Raw genomic sequence first — 15,307 nt, forward strand, 5'->3', positions numbered from 1 at the left:
CGGCGGGGGAATCGGCATAAGCGCTTCCCCCGCCGGCGAAGGTGTGCTGGATAACGTGCGTACTAGATGACGTGCAGGACCCACGCGTGGTTGGCGAGGTCCTCGTCCTTCTTGAACTTCCGCACAAGCGCCTTGATCTTCTTCATGACTGCTCCATTTCCTGGATTACGGACCCACCCGAAAGTGTGCCCGTGCCATAATCGAAAGAGGCTGACTTCCCCCACCGGGGGATTTCCACCATTCCATTCGACGCTCACGTTCTCCTAACGTTTGACTAACGCGGACCGCTGCGCCGCCCGACCCGCCCGCATTGCGCAGCAGGCCCCGGGCCGTCCCCTGTTGCCGTGTCGCTCCGGCGTGGCTGCTCCGGGTCCTGGGCGCCGTCCTCGCCGGCCGGGCCGGAGTCCAGCGCATGACGCAGGGGGCAGTCCGCAACGGCGCAGACGTGGCAGCCGAGTTGCTCGGGCGTGTGCCGGAGGGGCAGGGCGCGCGTCGGCATCGGCGTCCGCGTCGAGGTGGCGGGCCGGTCCCTGGCGGCAGGCTGCCCCTGGTACTCGACCAGCAGGAGCGCGGAGTCGTCCACGCCTCCCGCGCCTGCTGCGTGGGCACGGACGTCGTCCCGCAGACGGTTGAGGCAGGTGGCCGGATCGGCGTCGCGCAGGAGGCCGGCGCGGGCATCGAGGGGGTAGAAGCGGTTCTGCTCGTCGCGGGATTCGGTCAGACCGTCGGTGTGGAACAGGACGCGGTCGCCCGCGTGCAGAGTGCACCGGTAGTAGCCCGGTTCGCAGTCGGCGAGCGCGGCCAGGCCCAGCGGCAGGCCGGGCCGGTGCGGGTCGGCCCACCGGCCTGTCCCGTCCGCGAGGGTGATGAGCGGGCTGGGGTGGCCGTAGTTGAGAACCGTAAGCTCGCCGCTGTCGGTCAGCTGCGCGAGCGTCATCGTGACGAAGCGTTCCTCGTCCGGCCGGCGGAGCATGCTGCACGACATCCGCAGCCCGACGTTCTCCAGGTGCGCCTCGGTCGGGGCGTTGTCCCGGAACGAGCCCAGCAGTGCGTTGCTGAGCGCGGCGGCCCCGAGTCCTTTGCCCTGGACGTCGCCCATGAGCACGCGTACCCCGTCTCTGACCGGGACGACTTCGCAGAAGTCGCCGCCTATCCGGGCGCCGGCGTCGGCGGATTCGTAGGAGGCGGCCAGGCGCACCGGGCCCTCGGCGGTGGGCAAGGACGGCGCGATGGCCAGCTGGGCGGCGTCCGCCACGCGGCTGGTGGCGGCGAGCCTCGACTCCTGACGGGTCCTGCGCCGCGCGGCCACGGCCGAGAACGCGGTCACCAGCGCGATGGTGATGAGCCCCGAGGCTGCCCGCCGGGTGCCGAGAGCGTCGTCGTTCAGGGCCGCCAGCGCGCCCACGACGGCGGCGATCACTCCGGTGCCGATGACGGCCCGCGGCGCGGCTCGGGCCGAGGCCAGTACCGGGCCGACCGATAGGAGGGCCGGCAGACGGACCTCTTCGCCGAGGACGGCATCGAGCAGGGCCACGCCCAGCACGGCGCACACGCCTCGGCTGTCGGCGATCTCGGGACGGGCTCGGAGTGAGAGGCGCATGACGGTCCTCGGGAGAGATCGTGGGGTGGGAGGAGGGGAGTCAGGCTTCGCGCGCCACGGGGCCGGGGCCCGCAGTCTCGGCGTTGCGCCGGGTCTTGGCCCAGCCGGTCCGGCCGCGCAGCAGCCGGACGAAGCCGCGGGCGGAGACGACGAAGAGGTGGTAGGCGTACAGCCAGAGCGCGACGCCCCACAGCAGGCCCTTGAACCGGGAGCGGTCCGCGGCGAACTCCCGCCGGTAGAGCGGGCCCCAGAGCACGAACGGCACGATCGACACGAGGGCCAGCGAGAGTGCCAGTGGCCAGGCGGCGAACATGATGCCGTCTCCGATGATCAGTGCGGCCGTCATCAGCACCGTGAGCAGCAGTGTCGCGAGGTGCGCGAACGGCTGGACGAAGGTGTACAGCGACTCCAGGACGCCGCGGGCCCGGTAGTGGCGGGAGGACACGATCCGGCCGGCGTAGCGGACGCAGGTCATGTTGCCCTGGGCCCAGCGGGTGCGCTGGGTGAGGAAGCGGCGGGTGTGGGGCAGCGCCTCCTGGGTGACCCAGGCGTCGCAGAGGTGGGTGACATCGTAACCGGCGAGCCGCATGTGCAGGCCGAGTTCGTAGTCCTCGAGCAGTGCGCCCTGCTGCCAGGGGTGGCGTTCGGCGGCGGCGATGCGGTCCAGGGCGGTCAGGCGGGTGAACTGGCCGTTGCCGCCGAGGCCGGCGGAGCCGGTCCGGACGCGGAGCATCTGCATCCCGGTGTTGGAGGTGGCGAACTCGGCGTCCTGCATACGGATGAGGAGGCGGGCGTAGGCGTTGGCGAGGCGGCCCCGGTGCTCCAGCGGACGTTCGTCGTCGACGTTCCGCATCCGGACACCGATCTGGACCCCGCCGATGTCCGGGTCGGCGAAGGCGTCGGGGCCGCTGACGCGGGTCAGGGCGCCGGGGGAGACCTGGCCGTCGGCGTCGACGACGCAGACGATCACGCGGGAGCGGTCCGTCGCGGGGCCGAGGCGTTCGTCGAGCGCGGTGTACGCGGCGTTGAGCGCGGCGCCCTTCCCGGCACGGGCGTCGGGGAGGAGGCGCGAGACCAGGTGGATGCGGGGGTCACGGCCCGCCAGCGACCTCACGATCGGGGCGGTGAGGTCGTCGCTCGCGTCGTCGATCACCCAGACGTGGCTCAGGGGGAAGTCGGCGCGCAACCGGTTCACGGTGGTGGCGACGACGGCTTCCTCGTCACGGCAGGGGACGAGGAAGTGCCAGTCGTACGCGCCGGGATCGCCGTTCCGGGAGGGGCGGCGGCGCGCGTACGCGTGCCGGGCCCCTGCCCAGTACACGAGGAAGCAGGCGAGGAGGAGGAAAGGGAAGACGTACAGGACGAAGTCGAGCAACATGGCGCCTCACAAGCGGTGGGCGGCGAACGGGTGGTGGGCCGGTCACACACCGGCCGGTGCCGGCACCTCCTCCCGGGACAGGACCGAAGCCTGGGAGCGGACCGAAGCCTGGGAACGGACCGAAGCCTGGGAGCGGACAGGAGCCCGGGACTGCTCCGGAGTCCGTTGCCGGGAAGGGGAGTCGGTGGGGCGCGCGGCCCGGTCGATCAGTCCCGCGATGCGTTCGCTTGCGCGGCCGTCACCGAACGGACTGGGTACGGAGGCCAGACGGCGCAGCCCCGGACGGCCCTCGGCCAGCCGGCGCCGGGCCGCCTCGCCGATCTCCAGGCTCGGCGGGACGAGTTCGGCGAACTCGGCCATGGCCTCAGGCCGTTCGGTGGAGCGGCGGACCACCACCAGGGGGCGGCCCAGGACCGTGGTCTCCTCCTGCACGCCTCCGGAGTCGGAGACGAGAACCGCCGCGTGCCGGGCGAGCGCGAGGAAGGTCCCGTATCCGACGGGAGGCAGCGTGACGATGTCGTCCAGCAACGGCTGAAGGCCGCAGGCGTCGATCCGGGCGCTGGTGCGGGGGTGGAGCGGGAGTACGACGGGGAGTTCGCGGGCCAGGCCGGCGAGCTCCGCCAGTACGACGGCGAGGGCGGCGGGGTCGTCGGTGTTCTCCGGCCGGTGCACCGTCGCGAGCAGGAAGCCGTCCGGGTCCAGCCCCAGCCCGGACAGGGCGGTGCGGCGGTCTTCCGCAGGGGGCAGATTGTCGCGGACGGACTCGACGACGGTGTTGCCGGTGACGTGCACCCGGTCCGCCGGGACACCCTCGGAGAGCAGCGAGGTGCGGTTGCCGGGTGTGGCGGCACAGAGCACGTCGGCCACGTGGTCGATCAGGACCCGGTTGTGCTCCTCGGGCATCGCGCGGTCGTGGCTGCGCAGCCCGGCTTCGACGTGCACCAGCGGCAGGCCCCGGGTGTTGGCGGCGAGCGCGCCGGCCAGCGCCGCGTTGGTGTCGCCCTGGACGACGACCGCGCGCGGCGGATCGGCGGCGAACAGCGCGTCCAGGCCGTTGAGCGCGACCGCTATCTGACCGGCACGTGGCAGGCCGCCGACGCTGGTCATGCGTTCCGGTTCGGGTATGCCCAGCCCGTCCGCGAAATCGCGGGACAGCTCTGCGTCGTAGTGCTGTCCGGTGTGGATGACCCGGGCCGCCGGGCCCAGGAGACGGATCAGTTCCGCGAGCTTGACCAGCTCGGGGCGGGTCCCCAGGACGACGGCGACGGAACGGCGGGGCAGGGAGGCGCTGGAGAACTTCATGTAACCCACGGTAGTGAACATGAATTCCAGATCCGAGAGACCTGATACGTTATCGGGTGCTCTGCGCCCTTTGGTGACATGTTGCCAGGGGCTTTCGGTCCTTTCCCGTGCCGAAGCAGAGGCCTTTGGTCCTGCGGGCGGCGAACTCCGGGAGCGAAACGTGCAGTGGATCGGGCGGCGGGGCCGGTGGCGCAACGGGCGGCTGCTAGCTTCCGGGATCATGAACGACAGCGTGTACGTGGGAAGAGCGGGCGAGGACGCGGCACTGGACCGGGGGTGGCTGCTCGGGCACTTCAAGGACGCGGCCGATCCTCGCCACAGCGAGGCCGTAGAGGTCAAATGGGGTGTTCACCCGCCTGGTGACGAGCGCAAGCAGTGGGTGCGGGGCGAGGAGCGGACCGCGCTGCTGGTGCTCATCAGTGGCCGCTTCCATGTCCAACTGCCCGGTCGTACCGTGGTCTTGGAGGAACAGGGCGATTACGTCGTCTGGGGGCACGGAGTGGATCACTCCTGGTTCGCCGAGGAGGAGTCGGTGGTGCTGACGGTCCGGTGGCCGTCCGTTCCCGGCTATGCGGTGACGCCGGAGTAGGGCCGGGCGGCGCTGGGTAGCCCGGCGACCGGTTCGCATCGATGAAGGGCGACCGAGGGGCAGGGTGTGGGCGGCGAAGGGCGGCATGCCGGGCTCCGGCTTCCCGAGGGGTCCTGGTGGGACTGGGACGTGGTCGACCGGAACGCCGGACAGCTCCGGCTCGCCGCCGGCCATGACCTGACCTACCACCATGGCCTGGAGCTGGTCTTCGACGACCCGGTCTTCGTCAACTGCCCTTCGAGCTTCCATGATCCGGTGTTCCGCGCACCCTCGTCCGGCGAACTCCACCGCCTCGCGCGGCACTTCGGCGCGGAACCGCCCGTGGTGGTCGCCTTCGGGGCCGATGCGGGAGGACGGGACCCCGTCCCGTGCCTCATCGCCGCCGAGCGGCTGGAGATCGTCCGGGAGGCGGTCTTGAGGCACTGGCGCGACGACGCGGCCCCCGGTCAGCGCTTCGCGCCATGGGTGCGGTCCCCGGGTCAGCGGTGAGGGCCCGCAGGCGCGAAGTGCCGACGAACGCCACGGGCGTGGTCACGGACACGCTCACGGACACGGACACGGACACGCCCACGGACACGCCCACGGACACGGACACCGCCACGGTCACGGACACCGCATCCGTCCCGGCCGCCGCCGCCGCGTCGCCGCTGCGGATACCGGCCTTCCGGCGCTTCCTGCTGGCCCACCTCGTGTCCGCCACGGGCTCGGCCATGGCGCCCGTGGCGCTCGCGTTCGCCGTGATCGGTCACGGGGGCGGCGCGCGGTCCCTCGGTGTCGTCCTCACCGCGAACACCGTGCCGACCCTGGTCCTCCTGCTCCTGGGAGGCGTGCTCGCGGACCGGATGTCCCGCAGCCGCATCCTCTTCCTCGGCAACCTCGGGGCCGGGCTGGCGCAGGCGGCGGTCGGCGTGCTGGTGGCGACGGGTACGGCGACGACGCTCGCGATCAGCGTCTGCGCCTGTCTCTCCGGGGCGTCGGCCGGGTTCATCGCGCCCGCCGCCCAGGGGATCGCGAGCCGGCTCGTGCCGAAGGACCGGCTCCAGCAGGCCAACGCGCTGGTCCGGGTCCCCGGGAACGCCGTCGGGGTCGTCGGTCCGGTCGTCGGCGGGTTCGTCGTGGCGTTGGCGGGGCCCGCCTGGGCGCTCGGGTGGGACGCGGGCACGTTCGTCGTCGCCGCTCTCCTCCTGCTCGGGCTGCGGCTCACCGGCTCGGTCGCCTCCGGGGGCGGTGTGGTGAGCGATCTACGGGTGGGCTGGTCCGGGTTCCGCTCGCGGAGCTGGTTGTGGAGCTACACCGTGGCCGGAACGGCGGTGGTGGCGGCCTGGCTGGCCGGCTACCAGCTGCTCGGGCCGCTCGTGGCAGCCGGCAGCTACGCGGGCGCCCGTTCGTGGGGGCTGGTGCAGGGGGCCTTCGCCGCAGGGCTGCTCGCGGGTACGTTCCTCTGTCTGGCCTGGAAGCCGCGACGGCTGATGCTCGTCTGCGTGGTGACCGGTGCGGGACTCATGCTGCCCCTGGCCGCGCTGGGGCTCGAACTGCCCCTCGGCTGGGTGCTCGTGGCCGCCGTACTCGCCGGGATCGGGCTGGACGTCGCGATCGTGTCCTGGTCCACGGTCATGCAGCAACAGGTCCCGGATCGGGAGCTGGGGCGCCTGGGTGCGTTCAACGCCGTCGGCGAACGGGCCGCCGTCCCGATCGCGTACCTGCTGGTGGCAGTGGCCTCGAAGCACTGGACCGGTCAGCACATTCTGCTGGCGTGCGCCGGAGTCGTCCTCGCCGCCACCCTGGCCAACGCATGCGTGCGCGATGTGTACCGGATCAACCGGGTGAGCCGGGAGTGAGGAGCGGCGCGGAGAAGAACGGGGTCCTCTCTCCATAGGTCCCTGGTTTGTATATGTCGGTGACCGACCTATAGTTGCCCCGTGAAGTCCGCCCCGGGGCCGGCCGATGCTGCGCCCGTGCCGGGGCTGTGCCCTGCAACGGAGTTGGAGCAGCCATGGCTACCAAGAAGAACCTCCTCGTCAACCGGGAGTCCCTGGTCCACAAGGTCAGGTACGCCGCGAGCCGGCCGGACCGCATAGCGCCGTATCTGAAGCGGGCGGCCCGTGACCGCTGGCTGGCGTTCAAGCACCCCGGCCATGTGAACTACTACCGGGCCGTGATGGCCTCGGACACCCGCCGCAACCCCGAGGCAGCCGTCGGCAGTCAGACGCATGAGCGCTGGCTGGCCCTGGGCCGGATGCAGTTCGACTACCTGCTGGGGCACGGGCTCGCCCCCGGGGCCCGGATGCTGGACATCGGCTGCGGCAACCTCCGCGCGGGCTGGCGCTTCATCGACCACCTCGAGGCCGGTCACTACTACGGCATCGACATCTCGCCCGACATCCTGATCGCCGCGAAGCAGACGCTGGCCACTCAGGGGCTCCAGTCCAAGGTGCCGCACCTGACCATCACCAAGGACCTGAAGCTGGACTTCCTGCCCGACGCGTACTTCGACGTCGTCCACGCCCACAGTGTGTTCTCGCACTCGCCCATCGAGATCATCGACGAGTGCCTCGCCCACGTCGGCCGGGTGCTGGCCCCCGGCGGCCACTTCGACTTCACCTTCGACCGCACCACCGGCGCCGAACACCAGGTCCTGCGCGAGGACTTCTACTACCGCACCGAGACCCTCGTCGACCTCGCCGCCCGCCACGGGCTGGCCGCGCGGTTCATGGACGACTGGGAGAAGCTCGGCCACGGGCAGTCCAAGATCCGGGTCACCGCCGGATGAGGTGACCGGCCCGGTGGCACACGCGGTGGCGGCCTCAGCGCGTACCGGCCGGGCCGGAGCCCGTGCGGCGCACGCGCCACAGGTGCAGCAGCAGGGCGGCACCGGCCAGCAGGACGGCGACCGGGGGCAGCGTGTCCTGGTCCACCACCCCGGCTGAGTACCCCATGGCGACGAACGGCGTCGAGGCCAGGACGAACTGTCCGGCGGTCCGGATGCCGGCCAGTGCCCGACGGCCCGCCAGGAGAAGGGCGGCGGCCAGGGGGACGCCGAGGCGCCACAGCAGGACGGACCCGAGCCCGTCCGCGTCGGTCACCGCGAGCACGGCCACGGCGAGCGGCGCCCAGAGCGCCGGCGCCACGATCCCCGCCGTACTCCGGGCCCGGCCGGGCGGGCGCAGATCCGGCGGGCAGGCCAGCGGGACGACGGCCGCGACCGTCGGTGCCAGCAGATACGCCGGGAACTCCGGCGCCAGAGAGGCGCCCGCCGGCAGCAGGACCGCCAGCAGGGCGACAGCCGTCGCCGCCACTCCGGCGAACGCGCACCGCGCCCCGGCCACGTAACGCCCGCCGAGCGCGACGACCGCCCCGAGGAGGGCCAGCAGGTCACAGCCGCCCAGGACGTAGCTGAGCGGGACCAGGAAGTCCGGGTCGCCGCTGACGATCCGGTCGCTGAGCACCGAGACCAGGTCGAAGGCGGCGTACGCGGCGATCGCCGCCAGTGCGAAGGGGGCCGCGGCCGCGAACAGGCGCCCGCCGCGCTGCGCGGACCCCAGTCCCAGGCGGAGGCGGAGCGCATGCGCCACGACGTCGCAGGCCTCCCGGAACCGGGCCGCCCGCCCGGCCCCCTCGGTCGCCTCGCGGTAGGCCTCGGCCAGCTCGTCCCCGAAGGCGCGCCGGAATCCGGCCGGGTACAGGCGCAGGAGCGGGGGCGTCATGCGGTGGCGGGCTTGCCCTGGACACCCAGGCGCCGGGTGGCCTCGCGCGCGGTGGCGGCGATGCGCCGCACCTCGGCCGCCAGGCTCTCCCGGCCGGCCGCGGTGAGGGTGTACGTGCGCCGCAGCCGGCTGTCCACGACCTCCTCCGCGTGCACTTCGATCAGCCCCTCGTTCAGGAGCCGCTCCAGCCCCCCGTACAACGTGCCGGTGCGCATCGTGACCCGCCCGTCCGAGATCTTCTCCACCTCACGCGCGATCGCGTAGCCGTGGCGCGGCTCGTCCGCGAGGGCGGTCAGGAGGAGGAGGGTCGGTTCCTGCATCGCACGATCACTCATGCCCGCATGATAGGTCACTCACCGGCATATGCTGGCCCCGGGGCGGCTGGTCCGGACCGGCCTCGGACCGGTGTTCGTCCGGGAGGGACTCCCCGAGGCGGGCCGGCGGGGACCGCAGTCCGCCACGACCAGACCGTCGAACTGCTGGGAGACCGGTGGAGCCTGGTCGTGCTGCGGGACGTCATGTTCGGCGGCCACCGGCACTTCCGGGAGCTCCTCGCTCACTCGGTCGAGGGCATTGCGTCGAACATCCTCGCCGCCCGGCTGTCGAAGCTCGTGGGCGCCGGACTGCTCACCCGGCACGACGACCCGAGCCACCGGCAGAAGATCGAGTACCGGCTCACCGAGGCATCGATCCAGCTCGTCCCGCTCATGACACAACTGGGCGACTGGGGCTCGCGGTGGCTCCCGACGGTGCCCGAGCTGTCGATCCGCGCCCAGCTCCTCGCCCGGGGAGGCCCCGAAATGGGGGAGAGGTTCATGGACGAGCTCCGCGCCATGCACCTCGAAGGGCGGCCGCAGCGCGCGGACGGCGTACTGGCCGAGCTCACCCTGGCCTACGAACGCGCGGTCTCCGAAGAAGCGGCTTCTGAAGGTGCGGTCTCCGGGGGCGCGGGCGCGGCCTGAGTCACCGGGCGCCGGCAGGGCGATCCAGTGCGTAGACCGTGACGGGGTTGCCGTTCAGCTCCTCCTGCCTGCGCGGCGCGAACCCGAGGCGCTCGGCCACCTTCACCGACGGGATGTTGCCCGGCCGGATGAGCGCGATGAAGTAGTCGGCGTCCAGCGTGGCGAAGCCCCAGTCCAGGCACGCCCGCGCCGCCTCGGTCGCGTATCCGTGCCCCCAGTGCTCCGCCCGGAAGGTCCAGCCCACCTCGACCTCGTCGAACTGCTGCCAGTACTGCAGGCCGCTCCGGCCGATGAACTCGCCGGTGGAACGGAGCTCCACCGCGCACAGGCCGTGGCCCCGCTCCGCCCACTGCCGCTCGATCCCGGTGAGCCGTTCCAGCGCCTGCTGGGGCGAGTAGGCCCCGACGAACCGGTTGACCTCCGGATCGGCGTGGAGCTCCACGAAGGCTTCCGTGTCCGACGCCGCCAGGGGACGCAGGGTGAGTCGCTCCGTCTCGATCATGCCGGCGAGCCTAGGCCCCGGGCCATCAGCGTGCACATGGTCTCGTGCCGGCGGACGGAGCCGTCCGGGGCCAACTCGTCCCAGGAGTCGGGCTGCCGGCCGTACGCCACGTACCCCAGGCGCTCGTACAGTGCGCGGGCACGCGGGTTGTCCTCCTCCACGCCGAGTTCGGCCCGCCGCAGGCCGCGCGAGGTGATCCGCTGTTCGGCGGCCCGGATGAGGAACGTGCCGATGCCGCAGGACTGGAGCGCGGGGTGGACCGCCAGTTGCCACAGCGTGCCCGCCCCCTCCAGGGCGTCGTAGTCGACGCCGCCGATCGCCACGGGGACGCCCGACGGCGGGCACACCGCCAGGTAGTCCACCTCGCCCCGCCGGGCCCGTGCCAGCTGTCGGCCGATGTTCTCCACGTGGAGCGGGGAGCCCGACCACCCGCAGGACCCCAGATCGCCGGGAACCAGGTCGCGGGCCGCGAGTCGCAGTACGACGTCGGTCAACGTCACCACCTCCGGCGGGCAAGGATTCCTTCCGGCCGGCGTCCCTGCCAAGCGGATTTCCCGGCCTGGGCGGCACCCCGGCCTCACTCGTTCGGCTGCGCCCGGGTGGCCGCCCCCGCACGTGCCCACCAGGGTCGGTCTGACGTGCAGTTCCACCGGCCAAGGAGTTCCCATGGCAGAGTCAGCGCCCAATCCGGGTACGTCCCGTTCGCACGCCTCCGACCCGGGGGGCGCCAACAACCCCTGGGCGGCCGGCGGGACCATGTTCGCCGGGGTCCTGCTCATGGTCGACGGTGTGCTGGAGGCGATCAAGGGCATCGCCGGGATCGCGACCGACGATGTCTACGCACGGGTCAACAACTACGTCTTCAAGTTCAACGTGACCACCTGGGGCTGGATCCACCTGGCCCTCGGCATCCTCCTCGTCCTGGTCGGCTGGGGGATCCTCCGGGGCTTCGGCTGGGCGCGCGGGATCGGCGTGGGGCTCGCGGCGCTCAACATGATCGCCAACTTCATGTGGCTGCCCTACCAGCCGATCTGGGCCGTGGTCTCGCTCGCCATCGACACCTTCGTGATCTGGGCCCTGTGCACGGACCGCTCGAAACCGGTCGTCTGACGGCCGCCGGGCGCGGTTGGTAGCCTCCACGGATGACAGTGATCTTGGAAGAAGCCGTCCGCGCCCGGCTGCGAGCCGCCAACATCTGGTACGTCGGAACCGTGTTCGCCGATGGAGCGCCGCAGGTCAGCCCTATGTGGGTGGACCTGGAGGGGGAGGGTGAGCTGGCGTTCAACACCTCGGCGGGCCGGGTGAAGGAGGAGAACCTGCGCCGCGACCCCCGGGTCTACCTCTCGCACGCGGATCACGCCGACCCCTTCGACCGGGTGCAGATCAGCGGCGAGGTGGTCCGCTTCGTGGAGGGCGACGAGGCGCACGAGCGGATGGACCGGCTCGCCCGTAAGTACCTGGGCTCCGAGCGGTTCGAGTGGACCATGCCGGGGGAGCGCCGGATCGCGGTGATCGTGCGCCCGCTCAAGGTGCGGCACATCGTCGGGGTGGAGCGGTTCCGGCCCGGGGGCCCCGTTCCCGCTTGACCGGCCCGCGCGGGCACCGGCGTCGCCGGGCGTGAGCGCGGGACGTTGTCAGTGGTGCGGTCCACACTTGACGTATGTGCCGCAGTATCAAGACCCTTCGCCCGCCGGCCCTCCCCGAAGAAGCCACCGAGGAGGACATCCGCGCCGCCGCCCTGCAGTTCGTACGCAAGGTGTCCGGCTTCCGCGCCCCGGCCGCGCACAACAGGGAAGTGTTCGACCGTGCCGTCGACGAGATCACCGCGTCGACCGCCGGACTGCTGGACGGTCTGGAAGTGCGGGGAGGTGTCAGGACGCCGTAGGGACCGAGGCAGGGCCGGCGGCGGTGGCAGCGGCCGCGGCGGCCGCCGCGGCCGGGCGCCGCATGAGCAGCGCGGCGAACGCTCCGGCGACGAACAGCGCGAGGACCGAGATCGCCGTGCCCAGCCAGCTCGCGCCGAGCCACTGGGCGCCGAAGTAGCCGAGCCCCACGCTGTACCCGGCCCAGGCCACACCCGCCACCGCGGACCACGGCAGGAATTCCTTCGCCTTGCGGTGTGCGGCGCCCGCCCCCAGCGAGACGACCGAGCGGCCGGCCGGGGCGAAGCGTGCGATGACGACGAGGACGCCGCCGCCTCGGCTCAGCGCGGCGCCGAGGCGCTCCTGGGCGGAGGTGAGGCGGCGGGAGCGGGCGATGGCCGCGTCCAGGCGTGCGCCACCGCGCCAGGCCAGCCGGTATGCGACGAGGTCGCCCAGCACGGAGGCGCTGGCCGCGCAGAGGACCAGGGCCAGGAGCGAGGGGACCTCGGTGACGTGACGGGCGGCGCCCGCGGCGTCGGCGGCCACCGTGGTGGTGCCCGCGGCGGCGGCCGTGGCGGCGGTGATCACCAGGACACCGCTGGGCAGTACGGGGAGGAAGACGTCAAGAAGCACCGAGAGGGCGACCACAACGTAGATCCATGGGCTGCCGGTCAGCGCGCCCACACTCTCTAGCACTTCTACTCCCCGATTCGTGACAACGCCGCGACGTCGCAGGGGAGCGGCAGGAGCGGCAGGGCCAGCTGTACAGCGTACGCCTGCCGTTCACCTGGAGATCCATATGCATGCGTGATGTTGGGCACCTCACCGGTGTGTCACATGAGCCTTGTGCGGCTCTTGCGTGTGCCTCGACGCGCAGGTGAGCCGCGGCCCGGCAGAGGTGGATCCGAGGACGGCAGCGCGCCGTCGCCTCGGGTACGCCCGGAAGCGGCATTCCCGGCGTACCCGAGGCGGCCCGGCGGTTCCGGGCCCGTCCGGCGCAGAGGTCAGACGGCGACCGGGGCGGCCGGCTCGGGTGCGCGCTCCTCGGCAGGGCGGGTGGCGGTGCGGGGCGTGAACAGCCGGTCCAGGGCCAGGGCGCCGGGCCCCGTGAAGACGAGCAGCAGGAACACCCAGCTGTAGACGGCCGAGGGCTCGCCGCCGTTCTGGAGCGGGAAGAGCGCCCCGGACTGGTGGACGCTGAAGTACGCGTACGCCATGGAGCCGGACGAGATCAGCGCGGCGATGCGGGTGCCGAGGCCCAGCACCACCAGGCCGCCGCCGACGAGCTGGATGACCGCGGCGTACCAGCCGGGCCAGGTGCCGGCGGGTATCGATCCGCCGCCCATGGCGCCGCCCAGGACGCCGAAGATCGAGGCGGCACCGTGGCAGGCGAAGAGCAGGCCTACGACGATTCGGAAGAGCGCGAGAGCGTAGGGCTGGGCCTGATTCAGGCGTGAGTACATGTGGGGAGGCTCCTTCGGTCTAGTGGGGACGTGAACCGACTGAGCGCCATAGGTTAGGTAGACCTGATCAGTACTTGCAAGTTCAACGTTTAGTTGACTGGCTGAAAGTCGATGGCCCGTCATTGGTCAGCGAGCGATCGAATACCTTCTGGAGCTGGGCCCCTGTCCTCTTTGACTTGGCCTGAACCAATGACAGCGCAGCTTTCCGGCCATGCAACGTAAGTGTCATCAGCTGATTGCCGAACCATGGCCCATCCGTCTTCTGCCACTGGACCGGAGCTGTACCAGTGCGTCCGTGCCGCGCCAGCAGCCGTCCGAACCTCCGCCCCGCCCGGCTCCAGCCGAAACGGAAGGTCGCCTTGAGCGGGCCCGGGATCGAGTTGTGCACGGGGGAGCAGGTCAGTTGCAGGACGCGCGCGTCCGGCCCGCCGCCGGAGGTCCCGGCGGGCCAGGCGGCGTCCGCGATGTACGCATGGTGCACATCGCCCGAGAGCACGCATATCGTCGCCGGGGCGTCCGGGCCGCTGCCCACCTCCCGAATGAGCTCCGTCAACTCCTCGAACGAATCGGGAAAGGCGGCCCAATGCTCCAGGTCGGCGCGCTGTCGCAGGTACTCGCCGACCCGCGCCCAGCGGCCGTCGGGCCCGCCCCGCTCGCCCCGGCACAGTGCCGAACTCCACTGCTCCGCTTCGTGTACCAATGGAGGCAGCAGCCACGGGAGCGATGTGCCGATCAGGACATGGTCGAAGGAACCGGGCCCGGAGAGCAGTTCCTCGCGCAGCCACCGCATCTCCTCGGGGTGGATCATCGCCCGCTGCGGCTCGTCGAGCACCCGGGCCGCCCGGCTGTCGACCATGAGCAGCCGTACTCGGCCGAAAATGCGTCGGTAACTCCAGCGGGCGGAGGTGGGGTCCGCGTCGGCCCCGGCCGCGAACCGGCGCACCGCTTCGGTGCCGTCCGGGGTGGCGTGCACCGCCGCGTAGAGCGGGTCCGCCGCAAGCTCGGCCGGGGAGAGGTTGCCCAGGTGCTGATAGACCCAGTACGACATCAGTCCGCTGACGATCCGCTCGTTCCACCAGGGCTCGGCGCGGATCTCGGTGAGCCAGGCGGAGCTGGTGTTCCAGTCGTCGATGACGTCGTGATCGTCGAAGATCATGCAACTGGGGACCGTCGAGAGCAGCCAGCGGACCTCGGGGTCGCGCCACGACTCGTCGTACAGGCAGGTGTACTCGTCGTAGTCCGCGACCTCCGCCCCCGGCGGCTCGTCCAGATCGCGCCGTGCGGCGAGCCGCTGCCGGGTCTCCCGCGAGGTCTCGTCCGCGTACACCTGATCGCCGAGCAGCAGCAGGACATCGGGGCGTACGGCGTCGGGATCGGCGGCGAGCCGGGCGGCGAGGGTGTCCAGCGCGTCCGGCCCGACGGGGTCGGACCGCACCGAGGCGTGTCCGCCGGCGGGGGGCGCCGCCCAGCGGCAGGAGCCGAACGCGACCCGGACCGGCGCGGGGCCGTCGCCGTCGGGGTCGTCGCCGGTGGACAGGGGTGGTGTGGTGATCGTGCTCGCCGGGAAGCGGTGGTTCTCGGGCGGCCACACCCGGCGGTCGTCGAGCAGTACCTCGTACGCCGTGGTGGAGCCGGGGGTCAGCCCGGTCACCACCACCAGGGCGTAGTGGTGCCCGGCGACCGCGAAGGTCCGGGACGAGCCCGACCCCCCGTCCGCGCACCGGACCACGGCCGTGCACGGCCGGTCCGCCTCGACCCAGACGGTCGCGGTGGAGGCGGTCTCCCAGTCGACGTACCGCAGTAGCGGTCCCAGGCGCAGCCCGGCTGCCATGTAGTGCTCCTCGCGTCGTTCCGTACGGAGGGTTCCGTACGCGTTGTTCGTGCGGCGGCTTCGTACCGTACGGAACGACGGGGGAGTGCGGGGCGGTTCCGGGAGCTGTAGCCG

Annotated in this window: 18 protein-coding genes; 8 read left to right on the forward strand and 10 right to left on the reverse strand. The window is 71.9% G+C overall.

Annotated features, from left to right (window positions below):
* Window positions 1-274 precede the first annotated feature (274 nt).
* The 3 genes from EDD93_RS18945 to wecB are packed head-to-tail and all read right to left on the reverse strand — an operon-like array spanning window position 275 to window position 4,280.
* Window positions 275-1,600 carry a PP2C family protein-serine/threonine phosphatase gene (locus EDD93_RS18945; protein ID WP_123526263.1) on the reverse strand — a complete coding sequence of 442 codons (1,326 nt, stop codon included), beginning with the start codon at window positions 1,598-1,600 and terminating at the stop codon, window positions 275-277.
* Between the two features lie 40 nt (window positions 1,601-1,640).
* Window positions 1,641-2,978, reverse strand: a complete 1,338-nt coding sequence (locus EDD93_RS18950) for a glycosyltransferase family 2 protein (RefSeq protein ID WP_123526264.1) — start codon at window positions 2,976-2,978, stop codon at window positions 1,641-1,643.
* A gap of 42 nt (window positions 2,979-3,020) precedes the next feature.
* A complete protein-coding gene (gene wecB / locus EDD93_RS18955) occupies window positions 3,021-4,280 on the reverse strand; it encodes a non-hydrolyzing UDP-N-acetylglucosamine 2-epimerase (protein WP_123527856.1) in 1,260 nt (419 codons plus the stop codon).
* 220 nt (window positions 4,281-4,500) lie between these two features.
* Here wecB and EDD93_RS18960 point away from each other — a divergent pair, with 220 nt between their 5' ends.
* From EDD93_RS18960 to EDD93_RS18980, 4 genes are all read left to right on the forward strand, one after another.
* Complete coding sequence (locus EDD93_RS18960) at window positions 4,501-4,869, forward strand: signal peptidase I (protein ID WP_123527857.1); 369 nt, start codon at window positions 4,501-4,503, stop codon at window positions 4,867-4,869.
* Window positions 4,870-4,935: 66 nt separating this feature from the next.
* Window positions 4,936-5,358, forward strand: a complete 423-nt coding sequence (locus EDD93_RS18965; protein ID WP_185092370.1) for a hypothetical protein — start codon at window positions 4,936-4,938, stop codon at window positions 5,356-5,358.
* A 17-nt stretch (window positions 5,359-5,375) separates the two neighbouring features.
* Window positions 5,376-6,707 (forward strand): MFS transporter, encoded by a 1,332-nt coding sequence (locus EDD93_RS18975; RefSeq protein ID WP_311318318.1) that lies wholly within the window; start codon window positions 5,376-5,378, stop codon window positions 6,705-6,707.
* 155 nt (window positions 6,708-6,862) lie between these two features.
* Complete coding sequence (locus EDD93_RS18980; protein ID WP_123526265.1) at window positions 6,863-7,639, forward strand: class I SAM-dependent methyltransferase; 777 nt, start codon at window positions 6,863-6,865, stop codon at window positions 7,637-7,639.
* 34 nt (window positions 7,640-7,673) lie between these two features.
* Here the strand turns inward: EDD93_RS18980 and EDD93_RS18985 are convergent, their stop codons facing one another.
* Together EDD93_RS18985 and EDD93_RS18995 are read right to left on the reverse strand one after the other, a co-directional pair.
* The gene (locus tag EDD93_RS18985; RefSeq protein ID WP_185092372.1) at window positions 7,674-8,573 is read right to left on the reverse strand and encodes a hypothetical protein; all 900 of its coding nucleotides are present in this window, start codon (window positions 8,571-8,573) and stop codon (window positions 7,674-7,676) included.
* Window positions 8,570-8,908 carry a PadR family transcriptional regulator gene (locus tag EDD93_RS18995; RefSeq protein ID WP_123526267.1) on the reverse strand — a complete coding sequence of 113 codons (339 nt, stop codon included), beginning with the start codon at window positions 8,906-8,908 and terminating at the stop codon, window positions 8,570-8,572. The genes EDD93_RS18985 and EDD93_RS18995 overlap by 4 nt, the downstream gene beginning before the upstream one ends.
* A 144-nt stretch (window positions 8,909-9,052) precedes the next feature.
* Here EDD93_RS18995 and EDD93_RS19000 point away from each other — a divergent pair, with 144 nt between their 5' ends.
* Window positions 9,053-9,535: a helix-turn-helix domain-containing protein gene (locus tag EDD93_RS19000; protein WP_260255934.1), complete on the forward strand. Its 483-nt coding sequence runs from the start codon at window positions 9,053-9,055 to the stop codon at window positions 9,533-9,535.
* 1 nt (window position 9,536) lies between these two features.
* On the opposite strand, the gene EDD93_RS19005 is transcribed toward EDD93_RS19000, so the two are convergent.
* A complete protein-coding gene (locus EDD93_RS19005; protein ID WP_123526269.1) occupies window positions 9,537-10,037 on the reverse strand; it encodes a GNAT family N-acetyltransferase in 501 nt (166 codons plus the stop codon).
* A complete protein-coding gene (locus EDD93_RS19010; protein WP_260255778.1) occupies window positions 10,034-10,531 on the reverse strand; it encodes an N-acetyltransferase in 498 nt (165 codons plus the stop codon). The genes EDD93_RS19005 and EDD93_RS19010 overlap by 4 nt, the downstream gene beginning before the upstream one ends.
* Before the next feature lie 172 nt (window positions 10,532-10,703).
* Here EDD93_RS19010 and EDD93_RS19015 point away from each other — a divergent pair, with 172 nt between their 5' ends.
* The 3 genes from EDD93_RS19015 (at window position 10,704) to EDD93_RS19025 (ending at window position 11,922) form a co-directional block, all read left to right on the forward strand.
* Window positions 10,704-11,147, forward strand: a complete 444-nt coding sequence (locus EDD93_RS19015) for a hypothetical protein (RefSeq protein ID WP_123526271.1) — start codon at window positions 10,704-10,706, stop codon at window positions 11,145-11,147.
* Window positions 11,148-11,179: 32 nt separating this feature from the next.
* Window positions 11,180-11,623 carry a TIGR03618 family F420-dependent PPOX class oxidoreductase gene (locus EDD93_RS19020; RefSeq protein WP_123526272.1) on the forward strand — a complete coding sequence of 148 codons (444 nt, stop codon included), beginning with the start codon at window positions 11,180-11,182 and terminating at the stop codon, window positions 11,621-11,623.
* Between the two features lie 74 nt (window positions 11,624-11,697).
* The gene (locus EDD93_RS19025; RefSeq protein ID WP_123526273.1) at window positions 11,698-11,922 is read left to right on the forward strand and encodes a DUF2277 domain-containing protein; all 225 of its coding nucleotides are present in this window, start codon (window positions 11,698-11,700) and stop codon (window positions 11,920-11,922) included.
* On the opposite strand, the gene EDD93_RS19030 is transcribed toward EDD93_RS19025, so the two are convergent.
* From EDD93_RS19030 to EDD93_RS19040, 3 genes are all read right to left on the reverse strand, one after another.
* Window positions 11,909-12,595 carry a DedA family protein gene (locus EDD93_RS19030; RefSeq protein ID WP_123526274.1) on the reverse strand — a complete coding sequence of 229 codons (687 nt, stop codon included), beginning with the start codon at window positions 12,593-12,595 and terminating at the stop codon, window positions 11,909-11,911. The genes EDD93_RS19025 and EDD93_RS19030 overlap by 14 nt on opposite strands.
* 308 nt (window positions 12,596-12,903) lie before the next feature.
* Window positions 12,904-13,362 carry a DoxX family protein gene (locus EDD93_RS19035; RefSeq protein WP_123526275.1) on the reverse strand — a complete coding sequence of 153 codons (459 nt, stop codon included), beginning with the start codon at window positions 13,360-13,362 and terminating at the stop codon, window positions 12,904-12,906.
* Between the two features lie 82 nt (window positions 13,363-13,444).
* A complete protein-coding gene (locus EDD93_RS19040) occupies window positions 13,445-15,193 on the reverse strand; it encodes an alkaline phosphatase D family protein (RefSeq protein ID WP_123526276.1) in 1,749 nt (582 codons plus the stop codon).
* Between the last annotated feature and the right edge of the window lie 114 nt (window positions 15,194-15,307).

Source organism: Streptomyces sp. 840.1, from assembly GCF_003751445.1.
Classification (GTDB): Bacteria; Actinomycetota; Actinomycetes; order Streptomycetales; family Streptomycetaceae; genus Streptomyces.